Genomic DNA, 18465 nt, shown 5'->3' with positions numbered 1-18465 from the left:
GCCCATGCCGGCCATCGGGCAGCCGGAGGCGGGCTCGGGGACGAACTTCGGGACCCAGGGCGGCGGAGGGAGGACCGGGGCGCCGGCGCCCCGTGGCCGATAGGCAACGGTTCCGGGCAGGTTCACGGGTTCCAGCATCGCCGCGATGGCCGGGTTCGGCTCGGCATGCCCGATCAGGAGCCAGCCCTCGGGGGTCAGGCGCCGGCCGAGGGCGCGCACGATGCCGAGCACGACCTCGGCCTCAAAGTAGATGAGCACGTTGCGGCAGAGGACGAGGTCGAACTCCGCCAGGGGCTGTGCGGTGCGGACGTCGAGGAGGTCCATCAGGTTGCGCCGCTCGAAGCGCACCATCCGGCGGAATTCCGGCCGCAGGGCGTAGGTGCCGTCGCGGCCGGGTCCCGCGACGGCCGGGCCGGGCACGAAGTAGCGCAGGCGCTCGCCGAGGGGCAGGGTCCGCAGCGCCCAGCGGCCGTAGATCCCCGCCCGCGCGGTCTCGAGGGCGGCCGTGCTGATGTCGGTGCCCAGGATCGAGACCCGCCACTCCGGCAGGGCGGTTCCCAGGAGTTCGTGCAGCAGGATGGCGATCGAGTAGGGTTCGGCTCCGGTGGAGCAGCCGGCGCTCCAGACCCGGAGGGTACGCTCGGGGGCGCGGGCGGCGATCAGCGCGGGCAGGATGGTGGTGCGCAGGGCCGCGAACTGTTCGGCGTAGCGGAAGAAGAACGTCTCGCCGATGGTGATCTCGGCCTCCAGCGCGGCCCATTCCGGGCCGCCGGTCAGGCGGTCGTCGAGGCAGGCGGCATAGGCCGTCGCATCCGCGAGCCCGAGCACCCGGAAGCGCTTGCGCAGGCGGTCGAACAGGAGGTCGTCCTTGTCGGCATAGTAGTGATGGCCGGTGCGGGCGATGATCCGGGCCTTGAGGGCCGGAAAGCCCGGATCGACCTCCGGCCCTGAGCGCGGCGGACGCGTCATGGTTGCTGCATACCGGGTGGCGGCCGGGTCAGACGGCCGACAGGGCGGCGAGGCGCTCGGCCGCCGCATCGGTCAGGGCCGACAGGCGGGCCCGCTCCTCCGCCGTGAGGAGGCGGGCCAGGCCGAGCACGTGGACCAGCCCATCATCCCGGGCGATCTCGGCGACGACGCAGCCGTTGAGGGTCCGCTCCGCCGCGACCGGGCGGAGCGCCGCTGCCTCCACCGTGATCAGGTCCTCAACGCGGTCGACCAGGAAGCCGGTGCCCCGCGGCGCATCGAGAAGGATGTGCCGATAGGCCTCTTCGGCGCCGCGGCGCGCGGCGTCCGTGCGCAGGCCGAGGAGCCGGGCGAGGTCGACCACGGGCACCGGGCGGCCTCCGAGATTGAGGAAGCCCGCGAACGGCCCACCCCCGGCCGGCGGCGCGTGCAGGTCCGGCAGCGGCAGCACCTCGCTCACCGACGTGCGCGCGAGCGCGCAGGCGACGCCCGCCACGTCCAGGAGGAGGAAGGCGCTGGTCTCGGACAGGGGCGGGGATCCTTGTGGACGGGCGGGGACCGGACGCGATCCGACATCGGATCTCGGCCTTGATAGGACGGCGATGCGGCGGGGAGCAAACACGAATCCGTGGCCTCGGCCGAGGTCGCGCCCTCGCGGCGCCGGCCCTCCGCCCTAATATAGTGAGACCCCGCGCGCCTGCGCCCGCCGGGACCTCTCATCCCAGGAGTCCTCACATGTCCCGACCCGCCCAGACCGTCCGTACCGCCGCCCTGACCCTCGTTCTCCTCGCGGTCGCCGGGATGGCCCGGGCCGAGGTTCCGAGCGCCGATTGGCTCACCCCGGCTCAGGCGAAGCAGGCCCTGAAGAATGCGGGTTACAGCGAGATCACCAAGCTCGAAGCCGATGACGGACACTGGGACGGCGAGGGGATCAAGGACGGACGACGGATGCGGTTCGATGCGGACCCGAAGACCGGCGCCATCCTCGGGGAAGTTCCGGTCGAGTAATCCGGTCCGGATCCGGAGTCCGTTGTCTGGGCCCGTTGCCCGGGAACGTGCGACGCCGGAACCGGCAAGATCGTGCGCCCCGGCGTTGACCGGTGTCGCCGCCTTCGGTAAGACACCCCACACGATTTTCGATTCGCCTTGTCGGGCGGACGAACGAGGCGGACAACGACGCGATGCGTGCCATCCTTATCGTAACGGAAGCGCCACCGACGGGGCGGACCTGACAACAGGGTCCGCGATCCGAATGGTGGCGCATGCAGGGTCCCTCGGGGCCCTTTTTTATTGCCGCGACGCGCCGGACGACACGAACAGCACAGACAGTTTCAAGGAGCAGGACGATGGGCGGCGAGGTCATGACCGGGGCCGAAATGGTCATCCGGGCGTTTCAGGATCAGGGTGTCGACACGCTGTTCGGGTATCCCGGCGGCGCGGTGCTGCCGATCTACGACGCGCTCTTCCACCAGGAGACCCTCAAGCACATCCTGGTGCGCCATGAGCAGGGCGCCGTCCATGCGGCCGAGGGCTATGCGCGCTCGTCCGGCAAGGTCGGCTGCGTCCTGGTCACATCGGGACCCGGCGCCACCAACATCATCACCGGCCTGACCGACGCGCTGCTCGATTCGATCCCGCTCGTTTGCATCACCGGCCAGGTTCCCACGCACCTGATCGGAACGGACGCCTTCCAGGAGTGCGACACGGTCGGCATCACGCGCCACTGCACGAAGCACAACTACCTGGTCAAATCGATCGACGATCTGCCCCGCATCCTGCACGAGGCGTTCTACGTCGCCGCCAACGGCCGGCCCGGCCCGGTCGTCATCGACCTGCCGAAGGACGTGCAATTCGCGTCGGGCGTCTACGAGCGTCCGACCCAGAATGGCCACAAGACCTACAAGCCGGCCTTCAAGGGCGATGCGGCTCAGATCCGGGCGGCCGTCGAGCTAATGGCCTCCGCCCGCCGGCCGATCCTGTACACCGGCGGCGGCGTCATCAATGCCGGACCGCACGCCTCGGCCCTGCTGCGCAGGCTCGCCGCCGAGACCGGCTTTCCCGTCACCTCGACCCTGATGGGCCTGGGCGCCTTCCCGGCCTCGGACGACAAGTTCCTCGGCATGCTCGGCATGCACGGGACCTACGAGGCGAACCTGGCAATGCACGAATGCGACGTCATGGTCTGCATCGGCGCGCGCTTCGACGACCGCATCACCGGCCGCCTCGATGCCTTCGCGCCGTTCTCGAAGAAGATCCACGTCGATATCGATGCCTCCTCGATCAACAAGGTCGTCAAGGTCGATGTCGGGATCGTCGGCGATTGCGGCTCGGTGCTGGAAGACATGCTCGCCGCCTGGAAGGCGCTGCCGCGCCAGCCGGACACGGCCCGCCTGGAGGATTGGTGGACCAAGATCCGCACCTGGAAGGCGCGCGACTGCCTCGCCTACTGGCCGTCGGGCACGATCATCAAGCCGCAATACGCCGTCCAGCGCCTCTACGAGGCCTGCAAGGACCGGGAGACCTACGTCACCACCGAGGTCGGCCAGCACCAGATGTGGGCGGCGCAGTACTTCAAGTTCGACGAGCCGAATCGCTGGATGACCTCCGGCGGCCTCGGCACCATGGGCTACGGCCTGCCGGCGGCCATCGGCACGCAGCTCGCCCACCCGGACGGGCTCGTCATCGACATCGCCGGCGAGGCTTCGATCCTGATGAACATGCAGGAGCTGTCCACGGCGGTTCAGTACCGCCTGCCGGTCAAGATCTTCATCCTGAACAACGAGTACATGGGCATGGTGCGCCAGTGGCAGGAGCTGCTGCACGGCTCGCGCTACTCGCAGAGCTACTCCGAGAGCCTGCCGGACTTCGTGAAGCTGGCCGAGGCCTACGGCGCCAAGGGCATCCGCTGCGAGAAGCCGGGCGACCTCGACGCGGCGATCGCCGAGATGCTCGACTATGACGGCCCGGTCGTCTTCGACTGCGTCGTCGACAAGAAGGAGAACTGCTTCCCGATGATCCCGTCGGGCAAGGCGCACAACGAGATGCTGCTGTCCGACTACCTCGGCGAGACCGGGGTCGAAATCGGGGACGTCATCTCCGAAGAGGGCAAGATGCTGGTCTGAGCCTCCGGACCCATCCTGACGCATCCGGATCGGGCGCCGCGCGCCCGGTCCTTTTCCGATCGGCCCCGCCGGGCCACTCACGACACGCCATCGCAGACGAAGGTCCGGGGCACGCCATGAACGCCATGAACACGCACTATCCCGATGCCGGCCGGGTCGAGCCGATCAACCGGCACACCCTGGCCGTCATCGTCGACAACGAGCCCGGCGTGCTCGCCCGGATCTCGGGGATGTTCTCGGGACGGGGCTACAACATCGAGAGCCTGACGGTGTCGGAGACCGAGGTCGCGCGCCACCTCTCCCGCATCACCATCGTCACCGCCGGCACCGATGCGGTGATCCAGCAGATCAAGGCGCAGCTCGACCGCCTCGTGCCGGTGCACCGGGTCGTCGACCTCACGCTCCAGGGCAAGGCCCTCGAGCGCGAACTCTGCCTCGTCAAGGTGGCGGGCACCGGCGAGCACCGCACCGAATCGCTGACCCTCGCGGCCGCCTTCGGCGCCAAGACCCTGGACGCGACCCTGAACTCCTTCGTGTTCGAGGTCACCGGCACCACGGAGGAGATTGATCGCTTCATCGGCCTGATGACGGTGATCGGCCTCGTGGAGATCTCCCGCACCGGCATCGCCGCGATGGGACGCGGCGCCGAGCCGATGTAGGTCCCAAGGTCTGGCATCGCGGGAGCCGTTCTGGTCGATGGGGTCCGCTCGATCGACGGGAAGGTACGCATCCGCCGGTCCATCGGCTCCGTGCCGAACTCTGTCCTCACCGAGGTTCGCGGGACGCTCGCGACGTTGATCGGCATCACCTGGAACGCTCCAGAGATCACATGACCACGCTCTACTACGCCCCCGGCGCCTGCTCGCTCGCCTCCCATATCGCCCTCGAGGAGACCGGTGCACCCTACGAGACGGTACGGCTCGACCTCGCCAAGGGCGACCAGCGGGCGCCCACCTACCTTGCCGTCAACGAGCGCGGCAGGGTCCCGGCGCTGGCGGAGGGCGACTGGGTGCTCACGGAGAACACCGCGATCCTGCGCCACATCGCGCGCGCGCATCCCGAAGCCGGCCTGTGGCCGCAGGATCCGCGCGACCAGGCCCGGGTCGACGAGTGGCTCGGCTGGCTCTCCACCGGCCACCATATCGCCTACGCGCATATCCGCCGGGCCGAGCGATACTCGAACGACGAAACGGCCTTCCCGGGCATCCAGGCCAGGGGCGCCGAGACCTGCGGCGACCTGTTCACGATGACCGAAGTCAAGCTCTCCAACGGCGGCTGGGCCGTCGGCGAGGCCTACAGCATCGCCGATCCCTACCTGCTGCTGTTCTGGACCTGGGGCCGGGGTCCGGCGCTCGGCTTCGACATGGCCGAGCGCTTCCCGGCCTGGACGGCCCATGCCCGGGCCATGGCCGCGCGCCCCGCCGTGCAGGCGGTCTTCGCCCGCGAAGGCCTCAAACTGCCGGCCTGAACGCGGCACAGGGGCGGCAAAGGACGGGGCATGCGACAATGCCCCTTCCGTCAAGGGGATCGCCTCGCTAAAAGCTCCGCGATCGCACGGCCGCGCGGATGTCGTTTCAGATGAGGGCGCCGGAGCGCACTCATGCCGATTTCATGCCCAATCGAGAGAAAAGAGAAGGTACCGCCATGCGGGTCTATTACGATCGTGACGCCGACCTCAACCTGATCAAGGGCAAGAAGGTCGTCATCGTCGGCTACGGCAGCCAGGGTCATGCCCACGCGCTCAACCTGCGCGATTCGGGCGTCAAGGACATCGTCATCGCCCTGCGCGAGGGCTCGGCCACCGCCAAGAAGGCGGAGCACGAGGGCTTCACGGTGATGTCGGTGGCCGAGGCCGCCAAGCAGGCCGACGTCGTCATGATGCTGACCCCGGACGAGCTCCAGGGCGACATCTACAAGGAGTCCCTGGAGCCGAACATGAAGCAGGGCGCCGCCCTCCTGTTCGCCCACGGCCTCAACGTGCACTTCAACCTGATCGAGCCCCGCAAGGACCTCGACGTGCTCATGGTCGCCCCGAAGGGCCCCGGCCACACCGTGCGCGGCGAGTACCTGAAGGGCGGCGGCGTGCCGACCCTGATCGCCATCGCGCAGGACGCTTCGGGCAACGCCCACGACCTCGGCCTGTCCTACGCCTCGGCCAACGGCGGCGGCCGGGCCGGCATCATCGAGACCACCTTCAAGGAAGAGTGCGAGACCGACCTGTTCGGCGAGCAGGCCGTGCTCTGCGGCGGCCTCGTCGAGCTGATCAAGGCCGGCTTCGAGACCCTGGTCGAGGGCGGCTACGCCCCCGAGATGGCCTATTTCGAGTGCCTGCACGAGGTGAAGCTCATCGTAGACCTCATCTACGAGGGCGGCATCGCCAACATGAACTACTCGATCTCGAACACCGCCGAGTACGGCGAGTACGTCACGGGCCCCCGCATCGTCACGCCCGAGACCAAGGCCGAGATGAAGCGCGTCCTCAACGACATCCAGTCGGGCAAGTTCACCCGCGACTGGATGCTGGAGAACAAGGTCGGCCAGACCTCGTTCAAGGCCACCCGCGCCAAGCTCGCCGCTCACCCGATCGAGGAGGTCGGCGCCAAGCTGCGCGGCATGATGCCGTGGATCTCCGAGAAGGCCCTGGTCGACAAGGCCAAGAACTGAGGTCGGGATCGGGGAGGCCGGCATCGTCCGCCCTCCCCTGACGGAGGGCGCCGGCGTCGCGAGAGCGGCGCCGGCTTTTTGATGCGCGGTTCCGGGACCACACCGCGCGCGCTCGGACGCGACGGAGCCGCGTCGCCTGTTGTGCTCCGACGGGTTTCCCGCGATCATCTCGGGCAACGGCGGCCCGGACGAGAGCAGCCGAAACGCGGAGGACCCCCATGGCATCGCTCTACTCTGACGCGCATCGCGCGCTGCAGGAAGAGTTCAAAACCGTCAAGCTCGCCGAGCGCCTGGACACGGGCTGGGTCCAGGACAGGATCGGCGAGACCGAAGCCGCCTTCATCGGCAGCCGGGACATGTTCTTTCTCTCCACCGTCGATCCCGACGGCATGCCGACCGTCTCCTACAAGGGCGGCAACCCCGGCTTCGTGAAGGTGCTCGACGGCAACACGCTGGTGTTCCCGGGCTTCGACGGCAACGGCATGTGGTACTCGATGGGCAACATCGAGGGGCAGTCGAAGGTCGGCCTACTGTTCATCGACTTCGAGACCCCGCACCGGGTCCGCGTCCAGGGCCATGCCCGGATGCTGCGCGACGATCCCCTGATGGCCGAATACACGGAAGCGAAGTACCTCGTCCGCGTCGAGGTCACGAAGGCCTGGGTCAACTGCCCGCGCTACATCCACAAGTACCAGAAGGTGGCGCAGAACCGGTACGTGCCCACCCCCGACAAGGAGACGCCGCTCGCCCTCTGGAAGCGCCTCGACATGGTCGCCGACGTCATCCCCGAGGAGGACAAGGCCCGCGTCGCACGGGAAGGCCAGATCGAGTTGCCCGAGTACGAGGCCCGGGTCGCGCGCGGCGAGAGCTGAACCGGCGCGGCGTCAGAGCAATTTCGGTGATCTTTGGATCACCGAAATTGCTCTAATTTATTGTTTGGTCGCATTGTCTTCACGCGAGCCGGAATCCACCTCGCTTGAAAATGCTCTAGCCCGCGCGTCGCGCGACGATGAACACCCGAGGGAATGCGAGCAGTCGCCGTCCGTCACGGCGGGGTGGATACCCCTCCGCGATCGCCGCCGTGTAGGCGGTGAGGAACCCGGCCTCTTCGTCGGGCGTGAGCGGGTCGAGGAAGGGTCGCAAACCCGTGGCGCGGACCCATTCGACAATGGCGGACGCATCTGCCATCCGGTGGTGATAGGCAGTGCGCCAGACATTCACCTCGGCGGCGTGCGGCGCCAGCAGATCGTAATAGCCGGCCGGTTCCAGCATGCGCCCGAGCCGGCCGGCCACGGCCGGGTCGCCGATCGCCGCTGCCCAGGGGCCGGTTTCCGCCACCGCGCGCATCAGGCGGTGCGACGGCTCGGCGAGGTTGTCGGGCATCTGTACGGCGAGAACGCCGCCGGGTGCCAGGAGGCCGAAGAGACGGGGTAGCAGCACCGGGTGGTCGGGCAGCCATTGCAGCACGGCATTGGCGTAGATCAGGTCCGGCGCCCGCTCCGGCTGCCAGGTCGCCGCGTCCGCCAGCGCGAAGGAGAGGCCGGGCAGGCGCTCGCGGGCCCGCTCCAGCATGGCCGGGGAGGTGTCGAGGCCGATCACCTCGGCCTCGGGGAAGCGGGCCGCGATCAGCGCTGTGGAATTTCCGGGGCCACAGCCGAGATCGTAGGCGAGGCGCGGCGCCGCGAGCGGAACCTGGGCGAGGAGTTCGGCCGCCGGACGCGTGCGCTCGTCCTCGAAGCGGGTGTAGAGGGCGGGGTTCCAGTCGGACATCGTGCACCTCCCGAAGCCGGCCCTGTGGGAGGCCGGATCGCCTCACTCGTCAGGGGACCATCCGCAGACGCGGCCCGCGGCGGACGAATCCGACGATGTCCTTGACGGCGTCGAGGGTCGGCGCCGCGATGGCCTCGGCGCGCTCGGCGCCGTCGGCGAGCACCGCATCGATCTCGGCCGGGTCGGCCACGAGGCGCTTCATCTCGGTGCCGAGGGGCGCCAGGGTTTCGACCGCGAGCTCGACCAGGGCGCCCTTGAAAGCCGAGAACTGGGCGCCGCCGAAGTCGCGCAGGACCTCCTCGCGCGTGACGTCCTTCAGGGCGGCGAAGATACCCACCAGGTTGTCGGCCTCGGGCCGACCGGCCAGGCCTGCCACCTCGGAGGGGAGGGCGTCCGGGTCGGTCTTGGCCTTGCGCACCTTGGCGGCGATCGCGTCGGCATCGTCCGTCAGGTTGATCCGCGAATTGTCGGAGGCGTCCGACTTCGACATCTTCTTGGTGCCGTCGCGCAAGCTCATGACGCGCGCCGCCGGCCCGCCGATCAGGGGCTCGGTGACGGGGAAGAAGCCGGCCCCTTCGTCGTGCCCATGGGCGGCGATCGACTGCGAAAAATCGTTGTTGAACTTCTGGGCGATGTCGCGGGTCAGTTCGAGGTGCTGCTTCTGGTCCTCGCCCACGGGCACGTGGGTGGCGCGATAGGCCAGGATGTCGGCCGCCATCAGTACGGGATAGTCGTAGAGGCCGATCGAGGCGTTCTCCCGGTCCTTGCCGGCCTTGTCCTTGAACTGGGTCATGCGGTTGAGCCAACCGAGCCGCGCGACGCAGTTGAAGATCCAGGCGAGTTCGGCGTGCTGGGGCACCTGGCTCTGGTTGAAGACGATCGAGCGCGTCGGGTCGATACCGGCGGCGAGGAACGCGGCGGTGACCTCGCGGATCTGGCCCTTCAGCGCGGCCGGGTCCTGCCACAGGGTGATCGCGTGCAGGTCGACGACGCAGTAGAGGCACTGCGCATCGCGCGCCTGCATCTCGACGAAGCGCTTGATGGCGCCGAGATAGTTGCCGAGATGCAGGTTCCCGGTCGGCTGTACGCCCGAGAACACCAGTTCCTTGAACGCGGTCATCGCGGCGGGGTCCTCGTGCGGATTGCGGGAGAGCGGCCGCGGACGTCGATCCCGTGCAGCCGAGCGCCGATTTCTGGACGCCGAGCCGGAACCGGTCAAGGCTTCGCGACCCCCCCCGACGATCGCACGGGAGCGTCGGCACGGGACGACCGGGGTCGTTAGGGCTCGCGGATCGCGCCCCCGGTCCCCGTCCGACCCTGACCTTCGGGACAGAGGTCGAGGAGCACGCAGCGGGTGCAGGCGGGATTGCGGTGGTGACAGACCTTCTGCCCGTGCAGCATCAGCACCTCGTGGTTGTCGTAGAGGGCCTGCGCGCTCCAGTCGGCGGGCAGCTGTGCCCGCAGGATCGGGTGGGACGGCCCGACATCGACGCGGGGACCGATCAGCCCGATGCGCTGGGCGACCCGGTGGTGGTGGCTGTCCACCGGCAGGGCGGGCATCCGCAGGATGCTGAAGGAGAGCACCGCCGCACTCGTCTTCGGCCCGACCCCGGGAATCGCCTCGAGCCAGGCCCGGGCCTCCTCCACCGCCATGTCCTTCAGGAAGTCGAGGGTGAGGGCGCCGTGGCGCGCCTGCACGGCGGAGAGGATCGCCTGCAGTCGCGGCGCCTTCAGCTCGGGCCAGGTCACCCCGGCGATGGTCGCCTCGATCTCGGAGACGGGGGCAGCCAGCATCCGGTCCCAGTCGGGGTAGCGCGCCCGCAGGGCCTTGAAGGCGCGGCCGGACTCCGCGTTGCGGGTTCGGTGGGAGAGGAGCGAGGAGACGAGTTCGCTCAATGGCTCAAGGCTGTGGAAGTAGGGGATCGGGCAGCCGTAGACTGGGCAGAGGCGAGCATGGATCGCCAACGCCTTGTCCGTCAGGGCAGGATCGATCGCGGCCGGTACGGACTTCGAAGAGCGGGTCCGGCGGGGGCGGGGGCCGGCGAGGTCGTGCCCTGATGCGATCGGCATGCTGGAGGAATCGAGCCCGAGTCGTCGCGGTTCCCGAAGTCGACGCCAGGCCATGCCCGGACTGACGGATCGGACAAAGCGTAACGCGCCGGCCGGGCAGGGCGCCTTGCCTGACGCAGTGCAATGTGAAACCCTGACCGAGTCATCAAGGACGATACGGGAGAGCCCAGGTCGAGCGTTTCACAGAGCGAAGCCTTCGAACCATGGCGCCGACGGAGCAACCACCCCCGGAAACTCTCAGGCACAATCACCGTACCGTAGGACAATCTGGAGAGAGGCGCCTGATGGCGCCCACCGAAGGAGAAATCCCGGACCGCAGCCGCGGTCGGGGAGAAGCTCTCAGGTAACCGCGACAGATGGGGGCAGCCGGACACGCTCAGTCGAGCTTCCGGAGGCTGTTCGTCGTGGAGTGATCCGATGTCCCCTGATGTTGCCCGCACACCCCTGCATGCCCTGCACCTGCGTCATGGCGGCCGCATGGTCCCCTTCGCAGGCTACGCCATGCCGGTGCAGTACCCGGCCGGCCTCCTCAAGGAGCACCTGCACACGCGGGCCCAGGCCGGCCTGTTCGACGTGTCGCATATGGGCCAGATCCGGCTCACCCCGCACTCGGGCGATGTGGGCGACGCGGCGCGCACCCTGGAAACCCTCCTGCCCATCGATGTCCTGGGCCTGAAGCCGGGCCGCCAGCGCTACGGACTCCTCCTCGATGCGTCGGGCGGCATCCGCGACGACCTCATGGTCGCCCATTGCGGCGACAGCCTCTTCCTCGTGGTCAACGCCGCCAACAAGGTCGACGACGCGGCCTATCTCCGCGCGAATCTCTCCGACACCTGCACGGTGACCGTGCTGGCCCGCGCCCTCGTCGCCCTGCAGGGGCCGGGCGCGGAGGCGGCCCTGGCGCGCCTCGCACCGGAGGTGGCCGGGATGCGCTTCATGGACGTGCGGATGCTCGAGCTGCTGGGCGCCTCCGCCATCGTCACACGCTCCGGCTATACCGGCGAGGACGGCTTCGAGATCTCGATACCGGAGGACAGGGCGGAGGCCCTGGCCGAGGCGCTGCTCGCCGATCCGGACGTGCTGCCGGTCGGGCTCGGCGCCCGCGATTCCCTGCGCCTCGAGGCCGGGCTGTGCCTGCACGGCAACGACATCCACCCCGGCATCGACCCGGTGGAGGCCGGCCTGTCCTGGGCCATTCCGAACGTGCGCCGCCGTGGCGGGCCCCGGGCCGGCGGCTTTCCCGGCGCGGGGCGCATCCTTGACGCCCTGGAGGCCGGCCCGGCGCGCAAGCGCGTCGGCCTGCGCCCCGAGGGGCCCACCCCCGTGCGGGCCGGCGCGCCGCTCTTCGCAGACGAGACCGGCGCGGCGGTCGGCCAAGTGACGTCCGGCGGTTTCGGGCCGAGCCTGCAGGCCCCCATCGCCATGGGCTACCTGCCGGCCGCCCTCGCCGCCCCCGGCACCCGCGTCTTCGCCGAGGTGCGCGGCAAGCGCCTCGCCGTCGCGGTCTCGGCTCTTCCCTTCGTTCCGGCAGGCTTCAAGCGCGCCTGATCGGGCCCGTTCCGTCCCCCCCCTTTGCCAACAACCAGGAGAAAGCGATGCGGAAGTTCACGGACGAGCACGAGTGGCTGGATTGCACCGGCGACGTCGCCACGGTGGGCATCACCACCCACGCCGCCGAACAGCTCGGCGACCTCGTCTTCATTGAGTTGCCGAAGGTCGGCGCGAAGCTGGCCAAGGGCGAAGCCGCGGCGGTGGTCGAGTCCGTCAAGGCGGCCTCGGACGTCTATGCGCCGGTCTCCGGCGAGGTCACCGAGGTCAACGAAGCGGCCGTGGCCGACCCGTCCAGCGTGGGCACCGACCCGCAGGGCGCCGGGTGGCTCTACCGCATCCGCCTCGACGATCCGGCCAGCCTCGAGGGGCTGATGGACGCGGCCGCCTACGCCGAGTTCGCGAAGTAGCGCCGCCGCTTACCCTCCCCCCTCAGCGGGGGAGGGTGCCCACGGAGTGGGCGGGAGAGGGAGCAACCTCTCCGGATACGGCGCTTCCCTCATCCGACCCGCTGCGCGGGCCACCTTCTCCCGCTGAGGGGAGAAGGGATGCGACGGCACAGTCCAGATCATTCACAATCCGAGGTCCCCCATGACCACCGACCGCTACGACCCCTACGACTTCGCCAACCGCCGCCACATCGGCCCGACGACGCAGGAAATCGAGGCGATGCTCGGCGTCGTCGGCGCCGAGAGCCTGCATGCCCTAATGGACGAGACCCTGCCGGCCGACATCCGGCAGGAGGAGCGCCTCGATTTCGGGGTCGCCATGACCGAGCGCCGGGTGATCGAGCACATGCGGGGCATCGCCGACAAGAACCGGCTCCTCGTCTCGCTGATCGGGCAAGGCTACCACGGCACCACCATGCCGCCGGTGATCCAGCGCAACATCTTCGAGAACCCGGCCTGGTACACCGCCTACTCGCCCTACCAGCCTGAGATCAGCCAGGGCCGGCTCGAGGCGCTCCTGAACTTCCAGACCCTGGTCTGCGACCTGACCGGCCTCGACATCGCCAATGCCTCGCTCCTCGACGAGGCCACCGCCGCGGCGGAAGCCATGGGCATGGCGCAGCGCATTGCCGGCTCGGGCCGGACCGCGTTCTTCGTCGATGCCGAGTGCCTGCCCCAGACCATCGCGGTGCTGCGCACCCGCGCCGCGCCGCTGGGCTGGACCGTCGTGGTCGGCGATCCGGCCAAGGACCTCGACCCCGCCCAGGTCTTCGGGGCGATCTTCCAGTATCCCGGCGTCTGCGGTGGCATCCGCGATTTGACCCGGCCCATCGCCGACCTGCACGCGGCCGGCGCGGTCGCGGTGGTGGCGGCCGACCCCCTGGCACTGACGCTGCTCACATCGCCGGGCGAGATGGGCGCGGACATCGCCGTCGGCTCGATGCAGCGCTACGGCGTGCCGATGGGCTATGGCGGGCCGCACGCCGCCTACATGGCGACCCGGGACGCGCACAAGCGCACCCTGCCGGGCCGCCTCGTCGGGGTCTCGGTGGATGCCCGCGGCAACCGCGCCTACCGCCTCGCGCTCCAGACGCGCGAGCAGCACATCCGCCGCGAGAAGGCGACCTCGAACATCTGCACCGCGCAGGTGCTGCTCGCGGTCATCGCCGGCATGTACGCGGTCTTCCACGGCCCGCGCGGGCTGAAGGCCATCGCGGCGCGGGTCCATCGCGACGCCGTGCGCCTCGCCACCGGGCTGGAGGCCCTCGGCTTCACGGTGGAGCCGGAGCACTTCTTCGACACGATCACCGTGCGGGTCGGCGCCTTCCAGGGCCTGATCCTCGGACAGGCGGTGGCCAACGGCGTCAACCTGCGGACGGTGGGCGACGACCGCATCGGCATCACGGTGGACGAGCGCACCCGGCCCGACATCCTCCAGGCCGTCTGGCGCGCCTTCGGGGCGAAGGACCCGGCCTATGACGAGGCCTGGCCGGAGCACCGCCTGCCCGCCGCGCTGGTGCGGACCTCCCCCTACCTGACGCATCCGATCTTCCACATGAACCGGGCCGAGAGCGAGATGACGCGCTACATGCGCCGCCTCGCCGACCGGGACCTGGCGCTGGACCGGGCGATGATCCCACTCGGCTCCTGCACGATGAAGCTCAACGCCACCGCCGAGATGCTGCCGATCTCCTGGCCGGAATTCTCGGAGATCCATCCCTTCGTGCCGGCGGACCAGGCTGAAGGGTACCAGGCCCTGATCGGAGATCTGTCCGAAAAGCTCTGCGCCATCACCGGCTACGACGCGATCTCGATGCAGCCGAATTCCGGGGCTCAGGGCGAGTATGCCGGGCTCCTGGCCATCCGGGCCTATCACCGCGCGCGGGGCGACGCGCACCGGACCGTCTGCCTGATCCCGTCCTCGGCCCACGGCACCAACCCGGCCTCGGCGCAGATGTGCGGCATGAGCGTCGTGGTGGTGGGCGCCGACGCGCAGGGCAACGTCGACCTCGACGATTTCCGCCGGAAGGCCGAGTTGCATTCCGAGACGCTCGCCGCCTGCATGATCACCTATCCGTCGACCCACGGGGTGTTCGAGGTGCAGGTGCGCGCGATCTGCGACATCGTCCACGGCCACGGCGGACAGGTCTACCTCGACGGGGCCAACCTGAACGCCCTGGTGGGCCTCGCCCGCCCCGGCGATATCGGGGCCGACGTCAGCCATCTCAACCTGCACAAGACCTTCTGCATCCCCCATGGCGGGGGCGGCCCCGGCATGGGACCGATCGGCGTCAAGGCGCACCTGATCCCGTTCCTGCCCTCCGACCCGCGCACCGGAGAGGCGGGTGCGGTCTCGGCGGCGCCCTACGGCTCGGCCTCGATCCTGCCGATCTCCTGGAGCTACTGCCTGCTCATGGGCGGGCGCGGCCTGACCCAGGCGACCCGCATCGCCATCCTGAACGCCAACTACATCGCGGCCCGGCTGAAGGGCGCCTACCCGGTGCTGTATTCCGGCGCCCGGGGCCGGGTGGCGCACGAGTGCATCATCGACGTGCGGCCGTTCCAGAAGAGCGCGGGTGTCAGCGTCGAGGACATCGCCAAGCGCCTGATCGATTGCGGCTTCCACCCGCCGACCATGTCCTGGCCGGTGGCTGGCACCCTGATGATCGAGCCCACCGAATCCGAGACCAAGGGCGAGATCGACCGCTTCTGCGAGGCCATGCTGGCGATCCGCGAGGAAATCCGCGCCATCGAGGACGGGCGGATGGACAGGGCCAACAATCCCCTGAAGCACGCGCCCCACACGGTGCGGGACCTCGTGGGAGCCTGGGAACGCCCCTATTCCCGCGAGGCGGCCTGTTTCCCGAGCGGAAGCCTGGGGATGGACAAATACTGGCCCCCGATCAACCGGGTCGACAACGCCTACGGCGACCGCAACCTCGTCTGCGCCTGCCCGCCGGTGGACTCCTACAGCGAGGCGGCAGAGTAGGGACCGCCCATCGCGCTCCCGGCCCACCCGGGACGGGAGCGCCCCTTCCGGGTGACGTCCGCTCGACAGAGCCCTCGGCCTATCGCCAGTCGGGCAGCGTGATCGTCACCATCTTCCCAGTCAGAGGATCAAAGATCGTCACTGTCATGCCAGCCTCCACTGAAACAGCCGGAGACCTAGCCTTCTCCAGGATTGTGGCTGGAACTTGACTTTACAAAGATCAACAGACAACGATGCTGTTGATTGCCGTGGAATACATCCCAGCGCCCCATCGCGGCCCGCTTCCGCCACACGCCGCCAGTCTGAACCGGCCAGGCGGGACGCCGGCGGCCGAACGCGTTCAGGCGCAGCGGTCGCCCCCCCCGGAACAGCATGTTTTGACGCCAATCCCATAAACGTCTAAGATCAACGCTATACCAATACGGTAGGAAGAAATATCTATATCAATTGTCATCCGTATTGATTGCCCCGGCGTCGCCGCACGAACTGATATTCGGGTTCGAAGAGGGCGTAATCCGTGGGCGAAGACGCTGGAGGACGCGCCCGTGACCCCTTCCCCCTTCATCCATCTCGACCTGGTACGCCTGCCCGATGGCCGCGTGGGAGCAGTCGTGGGCGTCTGGAACCTGGGTGAAGCCTACGAGATCGACGTGGGCAACATCCGAGAGACCTGGTCCGCGGACGATCTGGCCCCCACCGACTAGGACGCCGGCCACGGGGCGCCCGATCCCGACACCTGAAGGAACCCGGCGCGCGCACGCCCTGACGCATCACCATCCGAGATCTCGGAAAAACCCCAGGGAGGCACGGCGATGCCCAAGACGGCCATGTATGTCCTGCAAGGCGTCGATCCGGCGGTGATCGCGGCTGCTCCGTTCGACGTGAAGGTGGTCGAGGCCTACACCGATGACGGGCGGATGTTCACGCCGGCCGAGGTGCAGCAGATGGGCGGCGGCCCGGGCCAGGCCCTGCTCCTCGGCTATTTCAGCCTCGGGGAGGCCGAGGCCTACCGGGACTACTTCGCCACGATCCCGAGCGGAGCCCTCGGACCCGAGGACCCGAACTGGGCGGGCGATTTCGAAGTCGCCTACTGGACGCCGGAGTGGAAGGCCGTCGCCGAAGCCGCCATCGATCGGATGGTCCAGGCGGGCTATGACGGCATCTACTTCGACGTGGTCGATGCGTTCGAATTGCCCTGGAGCCAGGCGCATGCCCCCGGGGGCGACGCCGCCGGTGCGATGCGGACGCTGGTCCAGGCGTTGAGCGCCTATGCCAAGGCCCAGGCCCCGACCTTCAAGGTCTGGGTCAACGGAGCGGAGGACCTGCTGACGGACCAAGCCTACGTCGACAGCATCGACGGGTTGTTCAAGGAGAACCTGTTCTACAACGATGACGGCTCCGCGAAGCGGCCCGCCGCCGAGACGCAGGCGAGCCTCGACCAGTTGAAGATCGCCCAAAATGCCGGCAAGGACGTCGTCGCGATCGAGTACGTGACCGGGGCGCAGAAGGTCGCCGATGTCCACGCCAAGGCCGAGGCGGCCGGAATAGGAAGCTACGTCGCCAAGCTCGATCTCATCGGCGTCGACACCGAGGGCGTTCTGCCCGGCCAGGTCATGCACGATGACGGCATCCTGCGCGATGACGGCCCCGGCGACGCGGCGGTCTTGCCCGAGCCGACACCGCCCATGCCACCCTCCGCCACGCCTCCCTCCGCCACGCCGCCGCCCCTCACGACGACGCCCCCCGGTGAGGACGGCACCGCCACGCCGGTCGGACCCGACCACCACGCCGGTGGGCAGCAGGGGCACGGGGACCCCGCGGGCAGCGATGCCCACCGCTCGCTCGCGAGCGAAGCCGGCACCGACAGCTTCGTGTTCGTAGAGGGGGGCCAGGGACCGCGGGATCCGGCCGCCGACCTGCGCGTCGAGGCCACGGCCCTGATGACCGGCGCCCCGGCGCCTCGATTGCACGAGACCGGCGATCCCGCGGACGGGACCGATCCCGGCGCGGGCATCGACGTCGCCCCGCATCAGGCCCCGCATGCGGGGCTTGCGCATCACGACATCCCGCTGTTCTGAGCGGGACGCCGCGCCTCAGCCCGCGTGGCCGGGAATCCGTGCCGGAAGCGCGGATACCGGCGGGGTGGTGCGCTTGGCCTTGGCCACCGCGATCGTGCCGCCGTCGAGGGTGACGAAGCGGATGCCTCCGCCCCGCAGGGTGTCGACCACGAGGCGGTAGCTGCGCCGGGCGACGTCCTGCGGTTCCAGCTCGATGCGCTTGATCGTCGAGATCGAGAGGCCGCTCTCCAGGGCGAGATCGGACATCGACCAGTTGAGCAGGGCTCGCGCGGCCCGGAGATGATCGGGCGTCAGGCTCCCGGTCGCGGCGATGTCACGCTCCACCGACAGCAGGGCCGACCTGCCGAGCTCCTCGCAGAGGGTCGAGATCACGATCTGGCCGAGACGCCTCTGCAATTCGTCCTCGAGGCCCGTCGGATCGGCGATGGCGATCGAGGCCGGCGGCGCGTCCCCTGTGCCCGGACCGGCTCCCTCGGGGAAGGCTCGCGGCGCGACGGTCCGGTCCCGATTCAAATTTTCCAGCCAGGCAAGCGTGGGTTCAGTACAGGGCATCTGGCGACACGTGTGATGGCAACATCAGGAAAGGTTTGCAAAAGAGGAGCGGAACTATCGGCACTGTGCTGCAGAAACAGATACGACCGTGATCGCCTCTCCAGATCGATCAATTTCGCGCAAGACATTCGAAGTCTACCCCGCAGCTCCATCGCGTTTTCGGCGTTCTCTTGCAGGCGAAACGACGCTGACTGAAATTCTATCAAATGACTGAAACTGTCAAATTTTCGCAAACATGATACGGTCGCGCGCGATCC

General features: G+C 68.9%; 17 protein-coding genes and 1 riboswitch. Of the genes, 11 read left to right on the top strand and 6 right to left on the bottom strand.

Features of this window, described 5'->3' with window-relative positions; genetic code table 11:
• Together AC6EUL_RS20915 and AC6EUL_RS20910 are read right to left on the bottom strand one after the other, a co-directional pair.
• Positions 1–969: CheR family methyltransferase (locus AC6EUL_RS20915; RefSeq protein WP_499872443.1), on the bottom strand; the 969-nt coding region annotated here is incomplete at its 3' end.
• 28 nt (positions 970–997) lie between these two features.
• The gene (locus AC6EUL_RS20910; protein ID WP_499872441.1) at positions 998–1588 is read right to left on the bottom strand and encodes a chemotaxis protein CheW; all 591 of its coding nucleotides are present in this window, start codon (positions 1586–1588) and stop codon (positions 998–1000) included.
• 113 nt (positions 1589–1701) lie between these two features.
• Here AC6EUL_RS20910 and AC6EUL_RS20905 point away from each other — a divergent pair, with 113 nt between their 5' ends.
• From AC6EUL_RS20905 to AC6EUL_RS20880, 6 genes are all read left to right on the top strand, one after another.
• Positions 1702–1974, top strand: coding sequence for a PepSY domain-containing protein (locus AC6EUL_RS20905; protein ID WP_056382618.1), 273 nt, complete (start codon positions 1702–1704; stop codon positions 1972–1974).
• A 338-nt stretch (positions 1975–2312) separates the two neighbouring features.
• A complete protein-coding gene (locus tag AC6EUL_RS20900) occupies positions 2313–4088 on the top strand; it encodes an acetolactate synthase 3 large subunit (RefSeq protein ID WP_056219930.1) in 1776 nt (591 codons plus the stop codon).
• A gap of 116 nt (positions 4089–4204) precedes the next feature.
• Positions 4205–4747, top strand: a complete 543-nt coding sequence (ilvN, locus tag AC6EUL_RS20895) for an acetolactate synthase small subunit (protein WP_056183565.1) — start codon at positions 4205–4207, stop codon at positions 4745–4747.
• Between the two features lie 170 nt (positions 4748–4917).
• Positions 4918–5556, top strand: a complete 639-nt coding sequence (locus tag AC6EUL_RS20890; RefSeq protein ID WP_056219933.1) for a glutathione S-transferase family protein — start codon at positions 4918–4920, stop codon at positions 5554–5556.
• A gap of 176 nt (positions 5557–5732) precedes the next feature.
• On the top strand, positions 5733–6752 hold the full coding sequence (ilvC, locus tag AC6EUL_RS20885) for a ketol-acid reductoisomerase (RefSeq protein WP_056219936.1): 1020 nt from the start codon (positions 5733–5735) through the stop codon (positions 6750–6752).
• Positions 6753–6970: 218 nt separating this feature from the next.
• Positions 6971–7624 carry a pyridoxamine 5'-phosphate oxidase family protein gene (locus AC6EUL_RS20880; RefSeq protein WP_056219939.1) on the top strand — a complete coding sequence of 218 codons (654 nt, stop codon included), beginning with the start codon at positions 6971–6973 and terminating at the stop codon, positions 7622–7624.
• A gap of 115 nt (positions 7625–7739) precedes the next feature.
• On the opposite strand, the gene tam is transcribed toward AC6EUL_RS20880, so the two are convergent.
• From tam to AC6EUL_RS20865, 3 genes are all read right to left on the bottom strand, one after another.
• Positions 7740–8522 (bottom strand): trans-aconitate 2-methyltransferase, encoded by a 783-nt coding sequence (tam, locus tag AC6EUL_RS20875; protein ID WP_499872437.1) that lies wholly within the window; start codon positions 8520–8522, stop codon positions 7740–7742.
• 49 nt (positions 8523–8571) lie between these two features.
• A complete protein-coding gene (trpS, locus tag AC6EUL_RS20870) occupies positions 8572–9642 on the bottom strand; it encodes a tryptophan--tRNA ligase (RefSeq protein WP_056493572.1) in 1071 nt (356 codons plus the stop codon).
• 158 nt (positions 9643–9800) lie between these two features.
• Complete coding sequence (locus AC6EUL_RS20865) at positions 9801–10592, bottom strand: endonuclease III domain-containing protein (RefSeq protein ID WP_499872434.1); 792 nt, start codon at positions 10590–10592, stop codon at positions 9801–9803.
• A gap of 257 nt (positions 10593–10849) precedes the next feature.
• Positions 10850–10958, top strand: a riboswitch (glycine riboswitch).
• Between the two features lie 51 nt (positions 10959–11009).
• On the opposite strand from AC6EUL_RS20865, the gene gcvT reads away from it, so the two are divergent.
• The 5 genes from gcvT to AC6EUL_RS20840 all read left to right on the top strand — a co-directional run bounded on the left by gcvT (position 11010) and on the right by AC6EUL_RS20840 (position 17656).
• Positions 11010–12140, top strand: a complete 1131-nt coding sequence (gene gcvT, locus AC6EUL_RS20860; protein ID WP_499872432.1) for a glycine cleavage system aminomethyltransferase GcvT — start codon at positions 11010–11012, stop codon at positions 12138–12140.
• 47 nt (positions 12141–12187) lie between these two features.
• Entirely contained in the window at positions 12188–12550 is a 363-nt protein-coding gene (gene gcvH / locus AC6EUL_RS20855) for a glycine cleavage system protein GcvH (RefSeq protein WP_056219952.1), read from the top strand.
• Between the two features lie 181 nt (positions 12551–12731).
• Positions 12732–15578 carry an aminomethyl-transferring glycine dehydrogenase gene (gene gcvP, locus AC6EUL_RS20850; protein WP_499872430.1) on the top strand — a complete coding sequence of 949 codons (2847 nt, stop codon included), beginning with the start codon at positions 12732–12734 and terminating at the stop codon, positions 15576–15578.
• Positions 15579–16123: 545 nt separating this feature from the next.
• Positions 16124–16282, top strand: a complete 159-nt coding sequence (locus AC6EUL_RS20845; RefSeq protein WP_156375565.1) for a hypothetical protein — start codon at positions 16124–16126, stop codon at positions 16280–16282.
• Between the two features lie 108 nt (positions 16283–16390).
• Entirely contained in the window at positions 16391–17656 is a 1266-nt protein-coding gene (locus AC6EUL_RS20840) for a glycoside hydrolase family 191 protein (RefSeq protein WP_499872428.1), read from the top strand.
• Between the two features lie 15 nt (positions 17657–17671).
• Here the strand turns inward: AC6EUL_RS20840 and AC6EUL_RS20835 are convergent, their stop codons facing one another.
• The gene (locus AC6EUL_RS20835; protein ID WP_499872426.1) at positions 17672–18169 is read right to left on the bottom strand and encodes a helix-turn-helix domain-containing protein; all 498 of its coding nucleotides are present in this window, start codon (positions 18167–18169) and stop codon (positions 17672–17674) included.
• Positions 18170–18465: the final 296 nt, after the last annotated feature.

This window comes from Methylobacterium sp. 001424705, assembly GCF_059816145.1.
This window is presented reverse-complemented; position numbering and strand designations above follow the sequence as displayed.